At 72.5% G+C, this 19,162-nt stretch carries 18 protein-coding genes, 2 tRNA genes, 1 pseudogene and 1 CRISPR repeat array; of the genes and pseudogenes, 13 read left to right on the forward strand and 8 right to left on the reverse strand.

Features of this window, described 5'->3' with window-relative positions; translation table 11 throughout:
* The first annotated feature begins 16 nt into the window (after window positions 1-16).
* The gene (locus IO40_RS0105570) at window positions 17-1,204 is read left to right on the forward strand and encodes an alpha/beta hydrolase (protein WP_016468805.1); all 1,188 of its coding nucleotides are present in this window, start codon (window positions 17-19) and stop codon (window positions 1,202-1,204) included.
* A 403-nt stretch (window positions 1,205-1,607) separates the two neighbouring features.
* Window positions 1,608-2,756 (forward strand): acyltransferase family protein, encoded by a 1,149-nt coding sequence (locus IO40_RS0105575; protein ID WP_309505368.1) that lies wholly within the window; start codon window positions 1,608-1,610, stop codon window positions 2,754-2,756.
* On the opposite strand, the gene IO40_RS0105580 is transcribed toward IO40_RS0105575, so the two are convergent.
* Entirely contained in the window at window positions 2,735-3,238 is a 504-nt protein-coding gene (locus IO40_RS0105580; protein ID WP_016468807.1) for a MerR family transcriptional regulator, read from the reverse strand. The two genes, IO40_RS0105575 and IO40_RS0105580, sit on opposite strands and share 22 nt — an antisense overlap.
* 79 nt (window positions 3,239-3,317) lie before the next feature.
* Between IO40_RS0105580 and IO40_RS0105585 the strand changes: the two genes are divergently transcribed.
* The gene (locus IO40_RS0105585) at window positions 3,318-4,133 is read left to right on the forward strand and encodes a serine hydrolase domain-containing protein (protein ID WP_016468808.1); all 816 of its coding nucleotides are present in this window, start codon (window positions 3,318-3,320) and stop codon (window positions 4,131-4,133) included.
* Window positions 4,134-4,252: 119 nt separating this feature from the next.
* Here the strand turns inward: IO40_RS0105585 and IO40_RS0105590 are convergent, their stop codons facing one another.
* Window positions 4,253-4,930 carry a pirin family protein gene (locus IO40_RS0105590; protein ID WP_016468809.1) on the reverse strand — a complete coding sequence of 226 codons (678 nt, stop codon included), beginning with the start codon at window positions 4,928-4,930 and terminating at the stop codon, window positions 4,253-4,255.
* Window positions 4,931-5,047: 117 nt separating this feature from the next.
* Here IO40_RS0105590 and IO40_RS0105595 point away from each other — a divergent pair, with 117 nt between their 5' ends.
* From IO40_RS0105595 to IO40_RS0105615, 5 genes are all read left to right on the forward strand, one after another.
* The gene (locus tag IO40_RS0105595) at window positions 5,048-6,232 is read left to right on the forward strand and encodes a PucR family transcriptional regulator (protein ID WP_016468810.1); all 1,185 of its coding nucleotides are present in this window, start codon (window positions 5,048-5,050) and stop codon (window positions 6,230-6,232) included.
* Between the two features lie 100 nt (window positions 6,233-6,332).
* On the forward strand, window positions 6,333-7,280 hold the full coding sequence (locus tag IO40_RS0105600; protein WP_016468811.1) for an ACP S-malonyltransferase: 948 nt from the start codon (window positions 6,333-6,335) through the stop codon (window positions 7,278-7,280).
* 22 nt (window positions 7,281-7,302) lie between these two features.
* Window positions 7,303-8,337, forward strand: a complete 1,035-nt coding sequence (locus tag IO40_RS0105605) for a ketoacyl-ACP synthase III (protein WP_016468812.1) — start codon at window positions 7,303-7,305, stop codon at window positions 8,335-8,337.
* Between the two features lie 72 nt (window positions 8,338-8,409).
* Window positions 8,410-8,658 carry an acyl carrier protein gene (locus IO40_RS0105610; RefSeq protein WP_016468813.1) on the forward strand — a complete coding sequence of 83 codons (249 nt, stop codon included), beginning with the start codon at window positions 8,410-8,412 and terminating at the stop codon, window positions 8,656-8,658.
* Window positions 8,659-8,736: 78 nt separating this feature from the next.
* Window positions 8,737-10,002, forward strand: a complete 1,266-nt coding sequence (locus IO40_RS0105615) for a beta-ketoacyl-[acyl-carrier-protein] synthase family protein (protein WP_016468814.1) — start codon at window positions 8,737-8,739, stop codon at window positions 10,000-10,002.
* A 65-nt stretch (window positions 10,003-10,067) separates the two neighbouring features.
* On the opposite strand, the pseudogene IO40_RS0105620 reads toward IO40_RS0105615, so the two are convergent.
* Window positions 10,068-10,988 (reverse strand): annotated as a pseudogene (locus IO40_RS0105620) (NAD(P)-dependent oxidoreductase); the annotation flags it as partial.
* A 67-nt stretch (window positions 10,989-11,055) separates the two neighbouring features.
* Window positions 11,056-11,550, reverse strand: a complete 495-nt coding sequence (locus tag IO40_RS0105625; RefSeq protein ID WP_016468816.1) for a DUF3145 domain-containing protein — start codon at window positions 11,548-11,550, stop codon at window positions 11,056-11,058.
* Between the two features lie 305 nt (window positions 11,551-11,855).
* Here IO40_RS0105625 and IO40_RS0105630 point away from each other — a divergent pair, with 305 nt between their 5' ends.
* Entirely contained in the window at window positions 11,856-12,824 is a 969-nt protein-coding gene (locus tag IO40_RS0105630) for an SGNH/GDSL hydrolase family protein (RefSeq protein WP_031174959.1), read from the forward strand.
* A 107-nt stretch (window positions 12,825-12,931) separates the two neighbouring features.
* Here the strand turns inward: IO40_RS0105630 and IO40_RS0105635 are convergent, their stop codons facing one another.
* Entirely contained in the window at window positions 12,932-13,363 is a 432-nt protein-coding gene (locus IO40_RS0105635) for an organic hydroperoxide resistance protein (protein WP_016468818.1), read from the reverse strand.
* A 135-nt stretch (window positions 13,364-13,498) separates the two neighbouring features.
* The gene (locus IO40_RS0105640) at window positions 13,499-14,542 is read right to left on the reverse strand and encodes an NADP-dependent oxidoreductase (protein WP_016468819.1); all 1,044 of its coding nucleotides are present in this window, start codon (window positions 14,540-14,542) and stop codon (window positions 13,499-13,501) included.
* Window positions 14,543-14,634: 92 nt separating this feature from the next.
* Here IO40_RS0105640 and IO40_RS0105645 point away from each other — a divergent pair, with 92 nt between their 5' ends.
* Window positions 14,635-15,105, forward strand: a complete 471-nt coding sequence (locus IO40_RS0105645; RefSeq protein ID WP_016468820.1) for a MarR family winged helix-turn-helix transcriptional regulator — start codon at window positions 14,635-14,637, stop codon at window positions 15,103-15,105.
* Between the two features lie 134 nt (window positions 15,106-15,239).
* Here IO40_RS0105645 and ku read toward each other — a convergent pair whose 3' ends face one another.
* Window positions 15,240-16,274, reverse strand: coding sequence for a non-homologous end joining protein Ku (gene ku / locus IO40_RS0105650; protein ID WP_016468821.1), 1,035 nt, complete (start codon window positions 16,272-16,274; stop codon window positions 15,240-15,242).
* Between the two features lie 30 nt (window positions 16,275-16,304).
* Here ku and ligD point away from each other — a divergent pair, with 30 nt between their 5' ends.
* Window positions 16,305-17,291 carry a non-homologous end-joining DNA ligase gene (ligD, locus tag IO40_RS0105655; RefSeq protein ID WP_033228915.1) on the forward strand — a complete coding sequence of 329 codons (987 nt, stop codon included), beginning with the start codon at window positions 16,305-16,307 and terminating at the stop codon, window positions 17,289-17,291.
* Window positions 17,292-17,497: 206 nt separating this feature from the next.
* On the opposite strand, the gene IO40_RS0105660 is transcribed toward ligD, so the two are convergent.
* Entirely contained in the window at window positions 17,498-17,785 is a 288-nt protein-coding gene (locus tag IO40_RS0105660) for a hypothetical protein (RefSeq protein WP_016468823.1), read from the reverse strand.
* A 186-nt stretch (window positions 17,786-17,971) separates the two neighbouring features.
* Here IO40_RS0105660 and IO40_RS0105665 point away from each other — a divergent pair.
* Window positions 17,972-18,044 (forward strand) — tRNA-Asn (locus IO40_RS0105665).
* 330 nt (window positions 18,045-18,374) lie between these two features.
* Window positions 18,375-18,448 (forward strand) — tRNA-Ile (locus IO40_RS0105670).
* Between the two features lie 87 nt (window positions 18,449-18,535).
* Window positions 18,536-18,869: direct repeats of the CRISPR family, unit length 29 nt; unit sequence GGGACCATCCCCGCACGTACGGGGAGCAC.
* Window positions 18,870-19,162 lie beyond the last annotated feature (293 nt).

Below are 19,162 nucleotides of genomic sequence, written 5' to 3' on the forward strand. Positions count from 1 at the left end.
GAGGAGGAGACCCGCCATGAAGCGCCGCACCAAGCGCGCTCTGCTCGTCGCCCCGCTCGTCGCGGCCGTCTTCGCGGCGACGACGGGTGTGACCAGCGGCACGGAACAGACGCCCGTCACCGGTCCGCCGCCGGGAGCGGCGGCGTGGCGTGCCGACGAGTCGCTGGGGCGCACGCTGCCCGACCCCGCAACCGCGAGCCCCGAACGGGTTGCGGCGTTCTTCGCGGGGCTCGGCCAGGAGGAGCGGCGGGCGCTGGTGAGGCGCCATCCGCTGACGGTGGGGAATCTGGACGGCGCCCCCCTACGGGACCGTTACCAGGCGAACCGGTTGGCGCTCAAGAGTGAGCGGCGGGCGGAGCTGGCGCGGGCGCGGGACGTGTCGCTGACCGACGGGGACCACCGGGCGGCGCGCGAGAAGGCCGGACGGTATGCGCGGCTGCTGGCCCCGGGGCGGCAGGTCCTGGCGTTCGATCCGCGCGGCCGGGGTCAGGTCGCCGAGGTGTACGGGGATCTGGCGCAGGCCGCGCGCACGGCGGTGGTGGTGCCGGGTTCCGACGTCGATCTCGGCTCCTTCGACCGGGGCGGCGACGGCCGGTACGGCAAGCCCGCCGGGATGGCCCGCGCGCTGCGTGACCGGATGGCGGAGCGTGCCCCGCGAACCCGGGTCGCGGTCGTCGCCTGGACCGGCTACACGACCCCGGTGGGGCTCGGCCCCGACGCGGCGACCGGGCGGCTCGCGGAGGCGGGCGCGCCCCGTCTGGTGCGGTTCCTGCGGGGACTGGCCGGCGCCCGGGTGGCCCCGCCGACGGTGCTGTGCCACAGCTACGGCTCCGTCGTCTGCGGACTCGCGGCGTCCTCGCTGGGGCGGCGACAGGCCGCCGGGCTGGTCGTCTTCGGGTCGCCGGGCATGCGGGCCGGTTCGGTGGCCGCGCTGCACACCGCTGTCCCGGTGTGGGCGGCGCGTGCCCGGGGGGACTGGATCGGCCGCGTCCCGCACGTGCGGTTCCTCGGCCTGGGGCACGGTGCCGATCCGGCGGCTCCGGCGTTCGGCGCCCGGGTGGTGACGGCCACCGGTGCTCAGGGGCACGGCGGCTATCTGCGGCCCGGCACCGACTCCCTCGACAACTTCGCGTCCATCGCCCTGCGCGCCTACGGTTCGGTCCGGTGCGCGCCCGTTTCCCAGGAGTGCGCCGATGCCCGTTGATTCCCCCGTTTCCGATTCCCCCGCTTCCCGGGCCGTCCCGTCGAAGACCCTCACTCCGCGGTCTGCCGACCTGATGGCGCCCGCCGTCCCCGGTGCGGAGTGCGCGGGGTCCGTCCCCGGTCCGAGGACCGCCCGGTCCGGCCCGGGCACATCGGCGACGGCCCCAGCCGGCCATCGAGCCGGCCAAGGGACCGACCGAGGAACCGGCCAAGGGACCGACCGAGGAACCGGCCGAGGAACCGGCCAAGGGACCGGTCACGGGACCGACCGAGGGGCCGCCCGAGGGGCCGCCCGTGGGACCGGCCACGGGACCTCCCCCCGCCCCGGCCGGTCGCTGCCCAGCAGGCTGCGTGCGGCCGTCCGTGCGATCGAGGAACGCACCCCCGCGCACCGCGACCGGGCGGTGGACGGGCTGCGCGCGCTGGCGCTGCTGGCGGTCCCGCTGGGGCACTGGATGCTCGGCGGTTTCACCCTCGGCGGTGACGGAAGCCTGCACAACGCGAGCCCGCTCGCCACCCTCGGCTTCTTCGCGCCGCTCAGCTGGCTGTTGCAGATGCTGGGCATCTTCTTCCTGGTGGGGGGCTGTTCGTCGGTGCTCTCGCTGCGCCGGTCGGCCGAACGGGGCGATGCGCTGGGGCAGTGGCTGGGCGGCCGGCTCGCACGGCTGGGCCGCCCGGTGCTGGGCGTGACGGCCGTGTGGGCGGTGCTGCTGGGTGTCCTGTCGCTGCTGGGTGTGCCCGGCGGGACGCTGCGCACGGCGGCCGTGCTGGTGGTGCAGCCGCTGTGGTTCGTCGGCATCTACGCGGGCGTCACCGCGCTGACGCCGCTGTGTGCGCGGGCGGCACGGCGGTGGGGGCTGTGGTCGGCCGTGCCGCTGCTGGGCAGCGTCGCCGTGGTGGATTTCCTGCGGTACGGGCCGCTCGCTTCGCAGATGCCGTCCTGGCTGGGGCTGTTGAACCTGCTGCCGGGCTGGCTGTTCTCCTATCAGCTGGGGGTGTGCTGGGGGCTCGGCAGGCTGCGCCGTGCCGGCGGGTACGTGCTGCTGACCGGGGGTGCGGTGCTGTTCGCCGTGCTGCTGCTGGTCTTCGGCTATCCGGCGTCCATGGTGGGGGTGCCGGGTGAGGCGCGTACGAATTCGCATCCGCCGTCGCTGCTGGTGCTGGCGCTGGCCGCGGCGCAGTGCGGTGCCGCCGTGCTGCTGCGGAACCGTATCGCGCGGCTGCTGCGCCGCCCGGCGCTGTGGGCGCCGGTGGTGGTGGTGAACCTGTCGGCGATGACGGTGCTGTGCTGGCACCAGACGGCGATGCTGGCCGCGGCGGTGCCCGCGACGGCTGCGGGGGGCGGGGTGGCCGGGCTGACCACGGCGCCCGACTCCCTCGGCTGGGTGGTGGCCCGGCTGGCGTGGCTGCCGGTGTTCGCTGTGCTGTTGGTGGCGGTGGGGAGTGTCACCCGCCGGTTCGAGACGCCGTGGGGCGGGGCCGGGCGTGGTGTGCGGGCGGCGGCCGGTGCGCTGGCCGCCGCCTTCGCCCTCTACGCGGTGGCCGTCGTCTGAGCGGCGACGGCCGCGGCTGCGGGCAGGTCGCCGGTCTTGCGCGCGTAGTGGTCGATCTTGTAGTCGAGGACGGCCAGGGTGTCGCGCAGTTCCGCGATGCGGCTGAGGACGTCCTGGCGGGTGGCCTCCAGCAGGGCTTTGCGCGCGGGGATGGTCGTCTCGCCCTCGCGGACCATCTCGGCGTAGCGCACCATGTCGGCGACGGTCATGCCGGTGAGCCGCAGTTTGCCGACCAGTTCGAGCCAGTCCAGGTCGCGGTTGCTGAAGCGGCGCTGCCCGGTGTGGGACCGGTCCACGTGCGGCATCAGTCCGATCCGTTCGTACCAGCGCAGGGTGTGTGCGCTCAGGCCGGTGAAGGCCGCTACCTCGCTGATGGTGTATTTGTCCTGGCCGTCGGGCCGCGGATGGCCGGCCTGCTCGGCACACTGGACCGGCCTGGGCGGGGTTCCGGCGTGGGGGGTCTCCGTTTCGGTCACGGTCATAAGTGAACGCTACGAAGTTGGAGTGCACTCCAAGCAAGGGCGAGAACGGCGACAAATCGCTGCCGTTAGGCTCGTTCTCATGGACAGCCTGCGGATGATCGAGACCTGGCCGGTGGCGACCGCTGCGGCGGCCGTCGTACGCGCGGACGGCACGGTGGCCGCGACGCACGGTCCCGCCTCGCAGCGTTTCGAGCTGGCGTCCGTCACCAAGCTGCTGAGTGCCTACGCGGTGCTGGTGGCGCTGGAGGAGGGCGCCGTGGAGCTGGACGAGCCGGCCGGGCCCGAGGGGTCCACGGTGCGGCATCTGCTGGCGCACACCTCCGGGCTGGCCTTCGACGAGGACCGGGTGATGGCCGGGCCGGGGACGCGGCGGATCTACTCGAACGCGGGGTTCGAGGTGCTGGCGGACCATGTGACCAAGGCGACGGACATTCCCTTCCCGCAGTATCTGCGCGAAGCCGTGCTCTCCCCGCTGGGCATGACGGCCACCGAGCTGGAGGGTTCGGCGGCCAAGGACGCGGTCTCCAGCTGTGCGGATCTGGCCCGGTTCGCGGCCGAGTTGCAGTCCCCCGTGCTGCTGGACGTCTCGACGGTGCGCGAGGCCACTTCCGTGGTGTTCCCGGGCCTGAGCGGGGTGCTGCCCGGATACGGCCACCAGAAGCCGAACGACTGGGGGCTGGGTTTCGAGATCCGGGGCGGCAAGTCGCCGCACTGGACGGGTGAGACGTCCTCCCCCCGCACGTTCGGGCATTTCGGGCAGTCCGGAACGTTTCTGTGGGTGGATCCGGAGGCCGGTGCCGCCTGTGTGGCGCTGACCGACCGCGCTTTCGGGCCGTGGGCGATCGAGGCGTGGACGCCGTTCACCGACGCCGTCCTGGCCGAACTGCGCGGCTGACCCGCCCCGCACAGCCCCGCCCCGTCCCGCCCGGACGGCACCGGAGAGAGCCGGGCCCCATCGGACGGCCCCGGCACAGCCCCGCGCGGAACCGGACGGCACCGCGCCACCGGCCCCGCTCAGCCGTAGCGGGGCTCGGCGTGCATCTCCCACACCAGTGCTTCGGCGCCGCCCTCGGCGCGCAGCACCGTGGTGTCCTCGCTGCCGGTCAGCCGGGCGGCGTCACCGGGGCGCAGCACCGTGCCGCCGAGCAGTGCCCTCCCGCGCGTCACATGGACGTGGACGAAGGGGGCGCGGGGCAGCGCGGTGCGTTCGCCGTCGGCCAGCCGCCGGATGTGCAGCACCGCTTCGGTGCGGGGCAGCGCGAAGGGAGTGTTGTCGGCGATGCCGCGTACCACCTCGTACTCGGGTGCGGTGCCGAACGCGCCGGGCACCAGCCACATCTGGACGAAGCGCAGCGGGCCCTCGCCCGCGTTGCGTTCGGTGTGCCTCACGCCGCTGCCCGCGCCCAGCCGCTGGATGTCCCCGGGACGGATCACCGTCTCGTTGCCGGCCGAGTCCCGGTGGGCGAGTTCACCCTCGATCACCCAGGTGACGATCTCGACGTCCCGGTGCGGGTGCTCGGCGAATCCGGCACCGGGCGCCAGCCGTTCCTCGTTGCAGGCCACCAGCAGCCCGAATGCGACGTTGTCGGGGTCGTAGAAGCCGGAGAAGGAGAACGCGTGCCGGGTCTCGATCCCGGCCTCCTCGTCGCCGCCCCGGTACCGGTCCTCGGCCCGCCACACCACCTGTGCCATGGGCCCACCGTAGACGGCACCGCGCCCGGGCCGGCAGGGGCGCCGGTCCGGACCCCGGGGGGGGCGGGGGCACGCCCCCGCGCCCGTGCCGCTCGTCCGGTAAGGCAGGCTTGTGCCGTGTCCGAAGCCACAGACCAACCCCAGCACCCGCATCTGGCCACCCTGCGCCGGCTGGAGCAGTCCTCAGGGAAACTCGCCGCCGCGGCCATCGCGCGGATGGACGAGCAGCTGCCCTGGTACCGCGCGATGCCGCCGGAGAACCGCTCCTGGATCGGCCTGGTGGCGCAGGCGGGCATCGCGGCCTTCACCGAGTGGTTCCGGCACCCGGAGACCCCGCAGGCGATCAGCACGGACGTCTTCGGGACGGCCCCGCGTGAGCTGACCCGCGCGATCACGCTGCGGCAGACGGTGGAGATGGTCCGCACCACGATCGAGGTCGTGGAGGCGGCCATCGACGAGGTGGCGGCGCCCGGCGACGAGGCTGTGCTGCGCGAGGCGCTGCTGGTGTACGCGCGGGAGATCGCCTTCGCGACCGCGCAGGTGTACGCGCAGGCGGCGGAGGCGCGCGGCGCCTGGGACGCCAGGCTGGAGTCCCTGGTGGTCAACGCGGTGCTCTCCGGCGAGGCCGACGAGGGCGCCGTCTCGCGGGCCGCCGCGCTGGGCTGGAACTCGCCCGAGCATGTGGCGGTGGTGCTGGGCACGGCCCCGGACGGGGACAGCGAGCTGACCGTGGAGGCGATCCGGCGGGCCTCCCGGCACGCGAAGCTGCAGGTGCTCACGGGGGTGCTCGGCAGCCGTCTGGTGGTGATCGCGGGCGGCTCCGACGATCCCCTCAAGGCGGCCAAGTCGCTGATCGGCCCGTTCGCAGCAGGCCCGGTGGTCGCCGGTCCGGTCGTGGGCGATCTGCTGGCCGCGACCCGCTCCGCGCAGGCCGCGATGGCGGGCCTCAAAGCGTGTGCTGCCTGGCCGGACGCGCCGCGGCCGGTGCTCGCCGACGACCTGCTGCCGGAGCGCGCGATGGCGGGTGACCCGGTCGCGCGGACGCTCCTGGTGGAGGAGATCTACAGACCGCTGGAGGAAGCCGGTTCCGCGCTGCTGGAGACACTGAGCGTCTATCTGGAGCAGGCCAGTAGTCTGGAGGGCGCCGCGCGGATGCTGTTCGTCCACCCCAACACCGTCCGCTACCGGCTCCGACGTGTGACGGACGTCACCGGCTGGTCGCCGTCGGATGTGCGGTCCGCGTTCACGCTGCGTATCGCGCTGATCCTGGGGCGTCTCGCGGACGCCGGGAGCCAGCCGTAAGCTGACGGGCGCCAATTGTGGGGAGCCCACAATTCCCCTCACCGTTCTTCGTCTCGGTCCCCACCGGCCGAGACCACTGTCCACAGGAGAGAGTGAAAGAGTGCTCGTACTCGTCGCTCCCGGCCAAGGCGCCCAGAAGCCTGGCCTTCTGACCCCCTGGCTGGAACTCCCCGGCGCCTCCGACCGGCTCGCCCAGTGGTCCGACGCCATCGGTCTGGACCTGGTGCACTACGGCACCGAGGCCGACGCCGAGGCCATCCGGGACACCGCCGTCGCCCAGCCGCTGCTGGTCGCCACCGCGCTGCTGTCCGCCTACGAACTGCTGGAGGGTGAGCCCACCCACGAGGCCCCGGGCAGGGCCGCCGCGCTCGGCGCCGTCGCCGGTCACAGCGTCGGTGAGCTGGCCGCCGCCGCCCTGGCGGGGGTGCTCACCCCGCTGGAGGCGCTGCGTGTGGTGCGGGCCCGCGGTACGGCGATGGCCGAGGCCGCCGCGGTCAGCGAGACGGGGATGTCCGCCGTGCTCGGCGGCGACCCGCAGGACGTCACCGCCCACCTGGACAAGCTGGGCCTCACCCCGGCGAACATGAACGGCGCCGGGCAGATCGTGGCCGCCGGCACCGCCGAGCAGCTGGCCGCGCTGGCCCAGGACAAGCCGGAGAAGGCGCGGGTCGTACCGCTGAAGGTGGCCGGCGCCTTCCACACCGAGCACATGGCCTCCGCCCTGCCCGCCATGGAGGCGGCCGTGCGGGACGTGACGGCGGGCACCCCGCTGACCCGCTACGTGTCCAACTACGACGGCGAGGTCGTCGAGGACGGCTCGCAGATCGTGCGCCGTCTGGTCCACCAGATCTCCGCGCCGGTGCGCTGGGACCTGTGCATGGACACCTTCCGGGAACTGGGCGTCACGGCGCTCATCGAGCTGTGCCCCGGCGGCACCCTCACCGGCCTGGCCAAGCGCGCTCTGCCCGACGTGGAGCGGCTGGCGCTCAAGTCGCCCGACGACCTGGCCGCGGCCCGGGAACTGCTGGCCGCGCACACCTCCGCCTGACGCCCAAGGAGTCCCGAGAAGCATGACCGCGAAGATCAAACCCGCGCAGGGTTCCCCGTACGCGCGCATTCTCGGCGTCGGCGGCTACCGTCCGACCCGCGTGGTTCCGAACGAGGAGATCCTCAAGCACATCGATTCCTCGGACGAGTGGATCCGCTCCCGTTCGGGCATCGCGACCCGTCACTGGGCCGGTCCGGAGGAGACGGTCGCGGAGATGACCCTGGAGGCGGCGGGCAAGGCCGTCGCGGACGCCGGGATCTCGGCCGACCAGGTGGGCGCGGTCATCATCTCGACCGTCTCGCACTTCAAGCAGACCCCGGCCATCGCCACCGAGATCGCCGACCGCATGGGCGCCGGCAAGGCCGCCGCCTTCGACATCAACGCCGGCTGCGCGGGCTTCGGCTACGGTCTGACCCTCGCCAAGGGGCTGATCGTCGAGGGCAGCGCGCAGTACGTGCTGGTCGTCGGCGCCGAGCGGCTGTCGGACCTGACGGACCTGACGGACCGTTCCACCGCCTTCCTGTTCGGCGACGGCGCCGGTGCCGTCATCGTGGGCCCCTCCGACGAGCCGGGCATCGGCCCCGCCATCTGGGGTTCGGAGGGCGACAAGCGGGACGTCATCTCGCAGACGGTGCCCTGGGACGGTTTCCGGGTGGGCGACGTCTCGCAGCTGGAGGTCGCCGAGGACGGTTCGCTGAAGTTCCCGGCGATCCGCCAGGAGGGCCAGACGGTCTTCCGCTGGGCCGTCTTCGAGATGGCGAAGGTCGCCCAGCAGGCCCTGGACGCGGCGGGGATAACGGCCGACGAGCTGGACGTTTTCATCCCGCACCAGGCCAACATGAGGATCATCGACTCGATGGTCAAGACCCTCAAGCTGCCCGAGCACGTCACGGTCGCCCGCGACGTGGAGACCACGGGCAACACCTCGGCCGCCTCCATCCCGCTGGCGATGGAGCGGCTGCTGGCGACGGGGAAGGCGAAGAGCGGCGACACCGCGCTGCTCATCGGTTTCGGGGCGGGTCTCGTCTACGCCGCGACGGTCGTTACTCTCCCCTAGTCAAGATCCAAGCAGCCCCGTACGACAGGGTCGGGCGCTGCGGACTCACCGCACATACGAAGGAGCGCCGCAATGGCCGCCACGCAGGAACAGATCGTCTCGGGCCTCGCCGAGATCGTCAACGAGATCGCCGGTATCCCGGCCGAGGACGTGCAGCTGGAGAAGTCCTTCACGGACGACCTGGACGTCGACTCGCTGTCCATGGTCGAGGTGGTCGTCGCCGCCGAGGAGAAGTTCGGCGTGAAGATCCCGGACGACGACGTCAAGAACCTCAAGACGGTCGGTGACGCGACCGATTACATCCTCAAGCACCAGAGCTGAGAAAACCGTTGACGCGTTTGTCGCCACCCCGCGTGCGGGTGGCTCAAACGAGTCACCCCTACCGTGGAGAGAAATCCAGTGAACGCGACCAATGACTCCGTGGTCGTCACCGGTATCGGCGCAACCACACCGCTGGGTGGCGACAGCGCATCGACCTGGGAAGGCCTCGTCGCGGGACGCTCCGGTGTCGCGGCCCTCGAGGAGGAGTGGGCCGAGGGCCTGCCGGTGCGGATCGCGGCCAGGGCTGCCGTCGAGCCCGGGGAGCGCATCCCCCGCCCCCAGGCCCGCAAGCTGGACCGCTCGGCGCAGTTCGCGCTGATCGCGGCCCGGGAGGCGTGGGCCGACGCGGGCTTCACCGCCCGCGCGGGTGAGGACCCGACGGTGGACCCGGACCGGCTGGGCACCGTGGTGGCGTCCGGCATCGGCGGGGTCACCACCCTGCTGGACCAGTACGACGTGCTCCGGGAGAAGGGCGTCCGCCGGGTCTCGCCGCACACGGTGCCGATGCTGATGCCCAACGGCCCCTCCGCCAACGTCGGGCTGGAGGTCAACGCGCGGGCCGGTGTGCACACCCCGGTCAGCGCTTGCGCCTCGGGCTCGGAGGCCGTCGGCTACGCGATCGAGATGATCCGCACCGGCCGGGCCGACATCGTGGTCGCGGGCGGCACCGAGGCGGCCATACACCCGCTGCCGGTCGCCGCGTTCGCCAACATGATGGCGATGTCCAAGAGCAACGACGACCCGCAGGGTGCCTCCCGCCCCTTCGACGTGGACCGCAACGGGTTCGTGCTGGGCGAGGGCGCCGGGGTGATCGTCCTGGAATCCGCCGAGCACGCCCGCCGCCGCGGCGCCCGCGTCTACGCCGAGGCGGTCGGCCAGGGCATCTCGGCCGACAGCCACGACATCGTGCAGCCGGAGCCCTCGGGCAACGGCATCGCGCACGCGCTGCAGAACCTCATCGCCCGGACCGATCTGGACCCGGCCGAGATCATGCACATCAACGCGCACGCGACCTCGACGCCGCAGGGCGACCTGGCCGAGCTGAAGGCGCTGCGCAAGGTGTTCGGCGACGAGATGGACCACATGGGCATCTCGGCGACCAAGTCGATGACCGGTCACCTGCTGGGCGGCGCGGGTGGTGTCGAGACGGTGGCGACGCTGCTGGCGCTGCACCACCGCACGGCCCCGCCGACCATCAACATCAAGACGCTGGACCCGGAGGCCGACGGCGACATCGTGCGGGACGCCGCGCGCGCGCTGCCGGCCGAGGGCCGGATCGCCGCGCTGAACAACTCCTTCGGCTTCGGCGGCCACAACGTGGTGCTGGCCTTCCGCACCGTCTGAGCCCAGCCACGTCCACCGGTGAGGGGCGGTCTCCCATGGGGGGCCGCCCCTCACCCGTGTGCGGGTCAGGCCGAGCCGCGGGCGTCTCCCCTGCCGTAGTCGGAGGCGGCGAACGCCGCGTAGAAGGAGGCCGCCGCGTCGTCGCCGCCGTGGCCCTGCGCCTCTGCCCGCCGCAGCCGTTCGGCCACGGCCGGCATGGCGTCCAGCCGCACTCCCGCCGTCCGGGCGGCCCGGCAGATCAGATCGGCGTCCTTGCGGGCCACGGCCAGCGGGACGGCCGCCTCCCAGGCGCCCTCCAGGACCAGCCGGGCCTTCGTCTGGAGACAGGTCGCGTCCAGCGGCCCGCCGGCGACGGCGCCGAGGAACGTGCCCGGGTCCACCCCCAGCCCCTCGGCGAGGGCCAGCGTCTCGGCCGTGCCGTTGAGGAGGGTGAGCATCCAGTGGTCCGCCACCAGCTTCAGCCGGCCCGCGGCGCCCGGCTCCTCCCCCAGCCAGCGGGTGGCGCCGAGGGCGTCGAGGACGGGGGCGACCCGTTCGCGGACCGCGCCGGGCCCCGCGGCCAGCATCGTCAACTCCCCTCTTCCGGCGCGGATCCCGGTGGCCAGCACCGGCGTCTCCACCAGCCGCAGCCCGCGCTCCCCGGCGAAGTCCACGAGGGGGACGAGCCCTTCGGGGCCGACCGTGCCGGCCTGGAGCCAGCAGGTGCCCTCGGCGAGACCGGGGGCGGCGGCGCGCATGACGTCCAAGGTGGCGGGGCCGTCGGACAGGACGGTCAGTACGGTCCCGGCGCCGCGTACCGCCTCGTCGGGGGTGGCGGCGACGGCAACGCCGTGGCCGGCCAGCGGGCGGGCCCGCTGTGCGGTGCGGTTCCAGGCGCGTACGGCCAGGCCGGCGGCGGACAGGGCGCGTGCCATCGCGGAGCCCAGGGTGCCGGTGCCGAGCACCGCGACCGGGAGGGCGTGCGGGGTTTCGTCGGGCATGCGGGAACGGTAGGGGCCGGGGCGCTGTGCGGGACGGGCGGCGCGCTGGGGTCGGGGGGCTCGGCCGCCCCGCTCAGACCACTTGGTGGAGCCAGCGGACGGGTGCGCCCTCCCCGGCGTAGCGGAACGGCTCCAGTTCGTCGTCCCACGGCTTGCCCAGCAGCTTGGCGATCTCGGCCTCCAGCTCGCTCTCGCCCCGCCCGGCGCGGGCGACGGCGGCCCGCAGCCGGTCCTCGGGGATGAGGATGTCGCCGTGCATCCCGGTGACCGCGTGGAAGATGCCCAGATCCGGTGTCGAGCTGTAGCGTTCGCCCTCGGCCGTGGCGCACGGTTCGGCCGTCACCTCGAAGCGGAGCAGGTGCCAGCCGCGCAGTGCGGAGGCGAGCTTGGAGGCCGTGCCGGGATCGCCCTGCCAGGAGAACTCGGCACGCCAGGTGCCGGGCGAGGCGGGCTGTCTGATCCAGTCGAGATGGACGCGGGCGCCCAGCACGCCCGCGACGGCCCATTCGACGTGCGGGCACAGGGCGCGGGGCGCCGAGTGGACGTACAGAACTCCACGTGTCGTCACCGGGACCTCCAGTGCGCTCCGAGGGTCGCCACCGGGCGGCCTCGATCACCTATCGGTCACGCGCCGGAAAAGCGCCTGACATTTTGCACCACCGGTCACTTCCCCACCAGCTCCCGAGGTTACGAATAGTAAACACCACCGCGCCCAATTCTCCCCGAAAGGGACAGGAAGTGACGCGAGGTAATATTTACCCGCCGCTGTGGCCGCGGTCGCTCCGGCTGCACCGGCCACGGCACAAGCTACCGCGCGGCGGCGCACGGTGGGTGACGTACCGTCGGTAGGGCATCGGCGAAACAGGGGGTCGGATGTCGCAGCGCAACGAGCCGGGGAACGCGCGTCCCACCCGTCCCCGCTCTTCCCGCCCCGTACGCCCCCGCACCGCTGCCATCTGCGCTTTCGCTCTCGTCCTCGTCGCCGGACTGGTGCTGGCCGTCGCGTGCGGCGGCGGATCGGGCGGTGGCGACGGCTCGGGCGCGCAGCGCGCCGAATCCTCCGCACGCCCCCACGCCAAGCCCGCTCCCCGCCGGATCTGGGACCGCAGCCCCTCCTCGCTCGCCGCGGTGGGCGACTCCATCACGCGCGGGTTCGACGCCTGCTCGCTGCTGGCCGACTGCACCAAGGTCTCCTGGGCCACCGGAACGGCGGACGGCGTCAACAGCCTGGCCCGCCGTCTGCTGAGCGATCCGCGGGGCAGGAGCTGGAACTACGCGGTCAGCGGCGCCGTCATGGCCGACCTGCCGCAGCAGATGCGCCGGGCCGCCGCGCACAAGCCCGGCATGGTGACGGTCATGAGCGGCGCCAACGACGCCTGCCGGCCCACCGTCGCGACCATGACCCCCGTCGCCGACTTCCGCGCCTCGTTCCGCGAGGCACTGCGCGTCCTGCGGGCCGAGGCGCCCAAGACTCAGGTGTACGTCTCCAGCGTGCCCAACCTCGAACGGCTGTGGGAGCAGGGCAGGACCAACCCGATAGGACAGCGCGTGTGGGGGCTGGGCATCTGCCAGTCGATGCTCAAGAACCCGCAGTCGACGGCGCCGGCGGACCAGGAGCGCCGGCAGCGGGTACAGCAACGGGTCATCGCCTACAACACCGTGCTGAAGCAGGAGTGCGCCAAGGACCTGCGCTGCCGCTACGACAACGGCGCGGTCTTCGACTACCGCTTCACCCCGCAGGAACTGAGCAACTGGGACTGGTTCCACCCCAGCCAGGCGGGTCAGCGCAGTCTGGCGGAACTGGCCTACGAGCAGATCACGCGCAAGCGCCCCGCCGGATAGCACCGGCGGGGCGCCCGCTGGCCGTCGGCCGCCCTGCGCCCTGCGGGCCCGGGGCGCCGCCCACGCTGCGGCGGCCCCAGCCGCCCGGGCCGGGGCCGGGCCGGGCGTCAGGCGACGACGTGGAGCGTGACCTCGATGTTGCCGCGGGTGGCGTTGGAGTACGGGCACACCTGGTGCGCCTTCTCCAGCAGGTCCTTGGCCGTGGCCTCGTCCACGTTCGGGATCCGGGCCTTGAGGGCGACGGTCAGACCGAAACCGCCCTCGGGGGTGTTGCCGATGCCGACCTCGGCGGTGACGGTCGAGCCGGAGATGTCGGCGCCTTCCTTGCGGGCCACGACACCCAGGGCGCCCTGGAAGCAGGCGCTGTAGCCCGCCGCGAAGAGCTGCTCCGGGTTGGTGCCCGCGCCGCTGCCGCCCATGGCCTTGGGCGGGTTGACGACGACGTCCAGCTGGCCGTCGTCGCTGGCGACGCGACCGTCCCGGCCGTTCTCCGCGGTGGCGACGGCGGTGTACTTGACGTCGATCGGCTGGATTGCCATGTATGTCCTCCTGTTGATGGCACGACCGGGGAACTCGCGCCCGCGTTCCGCCGGTGCGATCACCAGCGTATGCGCTTCACCCGTCCGGCGGACCAGTGCGCCCGCCCGGACCGGGCGGAAGCGGGGCTCACGTGGTCACTCGCCCAGGGTGACGATCATCTTGCCGACGTTCTCACCGCGCAGCATGCCCAAGAAGGCGTCCAGGGTGTTCTCGACGCCCTCCACGACCGTCTCGCGGTACTTCAGCTCGCCGGAGCGCACCCAGGCGGAGACCTCCTCGACGAACTGCGGCTGGAGGTCCTGGTGGTCGGCCACCAGCAGGCCCTCCATGCGGAAGCGCTTGGCGATGATCTGCGACAGATTGCGCGGCGCCGGGGTGGGCTCGGTGGCGTTGTACTGCGAGATCATCCCGCACACGGCGATGCGGCCGTGCAGGTTCATGGCACCGATGGCGGCTTCCAGGTGGTCCCCGCCGACGTTGTCGAAGTAGACGTCGATGCCGTCGGGCGCCGCCTCCTTGAGCTGCTCGCGGACCGGGCCCTTCTTGTAGTTGAAGGCCGCGTCGAAGCCGTACTCGTCCAGCAGCAGCTGCACCTTCTCGTCCGAGCCGGCCGAACCGATGACCCGGGAGGCGCCCTTGAGCTTGGCGATCTGGCCGACCTCGCTGCCGACCGCGCCGGCCGCGCCGGAGACGAAGACGGCGTCGCCCGGCTTGAAGGCGGCCACCCGCACCAGACCCGCGTAGGCGGTCAGCCCCGGCATGCCCAGCACGCCCAGGTAGGTGCTCAGCGGCGCCGCCTGTGCGTCCACCTTGGTGACCCGGCCGGCCGGCAGCGTGGCGTACTCGCGCCAGCCGTGGTCGTGGAGCACGTGGTCACCGGGTGCGATGCCGTCCGCGCGGGAGGCGAGGACGACACCGACGGCACCGCCGTACATCGGCTCGTTCAGCTTGTAGGGCGCGACGTAGGACTTCGCCTCGCTCATCCTGCCGCGCATGTACGGGTCGACGGACAGGTGGATGTTCCGCACCAGGATCTGGCCGTCGGCGGGCTCCTCGACGCTCTCCTCGCGCAGCGCGAAGTTGTCGGGCTCCGGCCAGCCCTTGGGGCGGGCCGTCAGGTGCCAGGCCCGGCTGGTCCGCGGGATCTGGGTCTCACCGGAGTGGGGGGATGCGGTCACGTGGCGTCCTCCAGAAATTGTTTCATGTGCTGAAACAACCATGCTTCTGAATATTTCACTGTGTCAAGCACTTCCGGGCTAGGCTGGTCCGTATGGCAGCAGACCCGCGTACCCCGGACGCGCTCACCGTCGAGGTGGCCGAGCTGATCGGCACGGTGGTGGCGCGCTACCACGAGGAGTACGAACTGGCCGCCGCCGAACACGCGCTGACCGGCGCCCAGGCCCGGGTGCTCGCCCTGCTGGCCCGCGAACCCACCCCCATGCGGCAACTCGCCCGGCAGCTGAAATGTGAGCCGTCGAACATGACCGGCATGGTCGACCGGCTGGAGGCGCGCGGACTGGTCGAGCGCAGACCCGACCCCGCCGACCGCCGCGTCAAGGTCGCCGCCGCCACCGACGAGGGAGAGGCCGTCGCCGCCAGACTGCGCCGCGAACTGAAATTCGCCGGCGCCCCCCTCCAGGGCCTCACCCCCGCCGAACGCAGACTCCTGCGCGACCTCCTGCGCCGCATGCTGGGCGAGCCCGAGGAGAGCGGGGAAGAGCCCCGCCCGCCCCGCCCCTGAGACGCGGACCCGGCGGCCCCCGGCACATGACGGGCCCGCACGGCCCCTCGCGGCCCGCCCGCGTGCGGTGAGCACCCCTCGCGGCCCGCCCCGCGCGATGGGCACCCACGGGCCCGGCCGCATCCGTGGCGGCCCTACGCCGTCTTGCGGGGACGGGAGGGCTTCTTCGCGGAGGTCTTCTTGGCAGCCGTCTTCTTGGCGGCCGTCTTCTTGGGTGCCGCGGCCTTGGACGCCGCCTTGCCGCCGGTGGACTTGCCCGCCGTCTTCTTCGCCTCCGGCTTCTTCGCCGCCTTCTTGGACGCGGCCCGCTTCGCCGGGGCCTTCCCGCCCGCCCGGCGCTCCGCCAGCTCGTGGACGGTGGCCTCCCCCTCCTCGCCCGCCGCGCGCCCGCTCCTGGCCTCCTGCACGCTGCGCTCCAGCACGGCCATCAGGTCGACCAGCTTGCCGCCGCCCTCCTCGCCCCTGCGGCGCAGCTCCTCGGGGGCGGGCTCCGCACCCTCGGCCTTCGCCCGGACGAGTGCCTCCAGCGCCTCCCGGTACTCGTCGTGCAGCTCGCTCCAGTCGAGTTCGCCCAGGGTGTCCATCAGGGTGTCGGCCAGATCCAGCTCCGCGTCCCGGACGGCCACCTCGCCCTCGGGGGCGACCCCGCTGACCGCGCGGATCTCGTCCGGCCACAGCATGGTGTGCAGTGCCAGCGCGTCCTCGTACACGCGCAGCATGCCCAGGCTCTCCCGCGCCCGCAGGGCCAGCTTGGCGACGGCCACCTTGCCGGACCTCTTCAGCGCCTCGCGCAGCAGCACGTACGGCTTGTCAGCCCGTTTGCCGTCGGCGGCCAGGTAGTAGGAACGGTCGAGCTGGATCGGGTCGATCTCCTCGGCCGGTACGAAACCGAGGATCTCCACGGTCTTGGCGGTGGGCAGCGGCAGAGCCGCCATGTCGTCGTCGGTGAGGAGGATCGTGCGGCCCTCCTCCGTCTCGAAGCCGCGGCCGATCTCCTCGCGCGGGACCTCCTCCTCGTCCAGCTCGCACACCTTGCGGTAGCGAATCCGGCCCCCGTCGGCCGTGTGCACCTGGTGGAAGGAGACGCTGTGGTTCTCGGTGGCGGCCACCACCTTGATCGGGATCGAGACCAGCCCGAAGGAAATGGTCCCTTTCCAGATTGAACGCATACTTTGTCCCTTCTATGGGACTCTCAGGTTATGCCGCACACGGAGATCGGGGGCCACCGTCTGTCCCTCAGCAACCTCGACAAGGTGCTCTATCCGGCGACGGGCTTCACCAAGGGGGAGGCCATCCACTACTACGCCTCCGTCGCCGACGCCGTCCTGCCCCACCTCGACAGACGCCCCCTCTCCTTCCTGCGCTACCCGGACGGCGTGGAGGGCGAGAAGTTCTTCACCAAGCACGTGCCGCCGGGCACACCCAGCTGGGTGACGACGCGCAAGATCAGCGTCGTCAGCAAGGAGCCGCTGCACCAGGTCCTCATCCAGGACGAGGCCACCTTGGTGTGGGCCGCCAATCTGGCCGCGCTGGAACTGCACACCCCGCAGTGGCAGGCCGACCACCAGGCCAAGGCGGACCGGCTGGTCTTCGACCTCGACCCCGGAGAGGGCGCCGACATCCTGGACTGCCGCACCATCGCCGACTGGCTCCGCGAACGCGCCGCCGAGGACGGCATCACGGTGCTCCCGAAGACCTCCGGCTCCAAGGGGCTGCACCTGGTGGCCCCCATCGAGCGCACACCGTCCGACAAGGTGTCCGCGTACGCGAAGAAGCTCGCGCAGGAGGCGGAGGCCGACATGCCCGACCAGGCCGTCAGCAAGATGGCCAAGGTGCTGCGCGGCGGCAAGGTCTTCGTCGACTGGTCGCAGAACAACCAGGCCAAGACGACGGCCGCGCCCTACACCCTGCGCGCCAAGGAACACCCCACGGTCTCCACCCCCGTCACATGGGACGAGCTGGCCGCGGCCAGGAAACCGCGCGATCTGGTCTTCCACGCGGCGGACCTGCCGGCACGCCTGGAGGAGCACGGCGACCTGCTCGCGCCGCTCCTCGCGGACGACGGCAAGGGCCGGCGGACCAGCGGCGGCACGGGAGCGGCCGGCAAACGCGGGAAGAGCGGCGACGGGAAGAGCAAGGGGAAGGGGACCGGGCGAAGCGCGACCAGGGGCCGCATCCCGGAGTAGTGGCCGCAGGCCGGGTGCCTGGCGGTACGGCCCGGGCCCCCGCCCTGCTCCGTGACGGCACTCACACCGCCCGTCACTCAGACTGTCCGCGCCGGTCCCCTGCCGGAAGCCGCAGGCCTCCCGGCCACGGAGGTGCCGGCCGTACCGCCGGCACCGCCCGGCCGCCGGGACGGGCGGGCCGCGCCCCGGCGGCGCTCGGCGCGGACTCAGTGGGTCTCGGCGCCCCAGTCGCTGCTGGAGCGGGCACGGTGGTCGCGGGCCGTGCGGACACGGTCGCCGAGCGAGGAGGGAAGCCGGTCCTGCACGGCGTCCGCCGCCTTGGCCGCGGCCTGCCGTCCGCTGAGCGCCGCGGCCTCACCCGCGTTGCGCACCGCCGGGTTCTCCGCGATCCTCCGCATGCCCTTCCTGAGCTGCTCGTAGCGCTCGCGCCCCGCACGGGCACCGAGTACATAGCCGATGGCCAGACCGGACACGAACGTGAGCCGGTACCGCATAGCTTGCCCCTTCTCTCGACGACAGGTCCTTCCTGCGACGCCCCGGCGGCACGGAGCCGACGGGGCGCGTCAAGGGGTACCGCACACGGGCGGCGGCAATACCGATTTCGGAGCACCCCCTGGCATGCGCTAATGTATTCCCCGTCGCAAGGGAGCGCCCCGGACACCGAGGCGCAACCGGAGCGGTCCCGTGTAGCTCAATCGGCAGAGCAGCCGGCTGTTAACCGGCAGGTTACTGGTTCGAGTCCAGTCGCGGGAGCAAGAAGGAAAGGGCCCCTTCGGGGCCCTTTTCGTATGCCTGGGGCGGTGCCGTACGCCCGGGGCGGTGCGCGGTGGTATGCCGGGGCCGGTGCGCGGTGATGCGGCCGGCGCTGTCCGCGCGGCGAGGGGGCGGCCGGGGAGGGCGGAGCCGACGGGTGCTTTTCCGCCCTTTTCCGGCGATCTTCGCGGAAGTCGGCGGGAGCGGGAACCGTTCACCCCTTGTCCGGGGTCCTCACCTGCGTAGATCTCCCCCGCCGCGGGCGGCAGATCCTATGAACGGTTATGCTGCGGCAGACGGCGCGCACATTCGTGCGCGGCGCGCCGTTACGGGGCGGTAGCTCAGCCGGTTAGAGCAGCGGACTCATAATCCGTCGGCCGTGGGTTCGAGTCCCACCCGCCCCACCCAGCAGAATCGTTCTGGCCTGCGGAAACGTTCCTCCGGAGCGTTTCCGCAGGTCTGGACTTGCCCTGCTGGCCCGGCCCGTGGAGGGGACCATCCCCGCAGGTGCGGGGAGCACAGGTGTGGCCGGAGTCGCCGGAGACGCGGATCGGGACCATCCCCGCACGTACGGGGAGCACCCCGTCGCCTTCGACGATCCCCGCACCGCGCTGGGACCATCCCCGCACGTACGGGGAGCACCCGGTGGTTGCACACCGGGCGGAAGGGGCGCAGGGACCATCCCCGCACGTACGGGGAGCACACCACCGCCAGGAGCACGGGCACACAGCGCGTGGGGCCATCCCCGCAGGTGCGGGGAGCACGCCCACGTCCATGTCAGGTCATCGACGGCGAGGGGACCATCCCCGCACGTGCGGGGAGCACACTCGGTGACCTGCGGGTTTATCCGTTGCCGGTGGCCGTGGGATTCACTTTCATTGAATGGTGCATACCTCACCAACAGTTCGAAAGGGACGCGGGGCTGAGTAGTTCCGGTCCATATTGTCAACTCTCCCCACGACTGCTCCGCGCGTGCGCATACTGCCGGTTGGGGTGGCGTTCGAGCCCGGCGTCATGCGTGTGACGGGGCCGGGAACAGCGGAGGTAGGCGGTGGGGGAGAAAGTACGGGGGCGGCTCGGTAAGCGGCTGTCCCCGGGGGCGCGCGCGGCGTGGGCCA

It is taken from the genome of Streptomyces albus subsp. albus, from assembly GCF_000725885.1.
Taxonomy (GTDB): domain Bacteria; phylum Actinomycetota; class Actinomycetes; order Streptomycetales; family Streptomycetaceae; genus Streptomyces; species Streptomyces albus.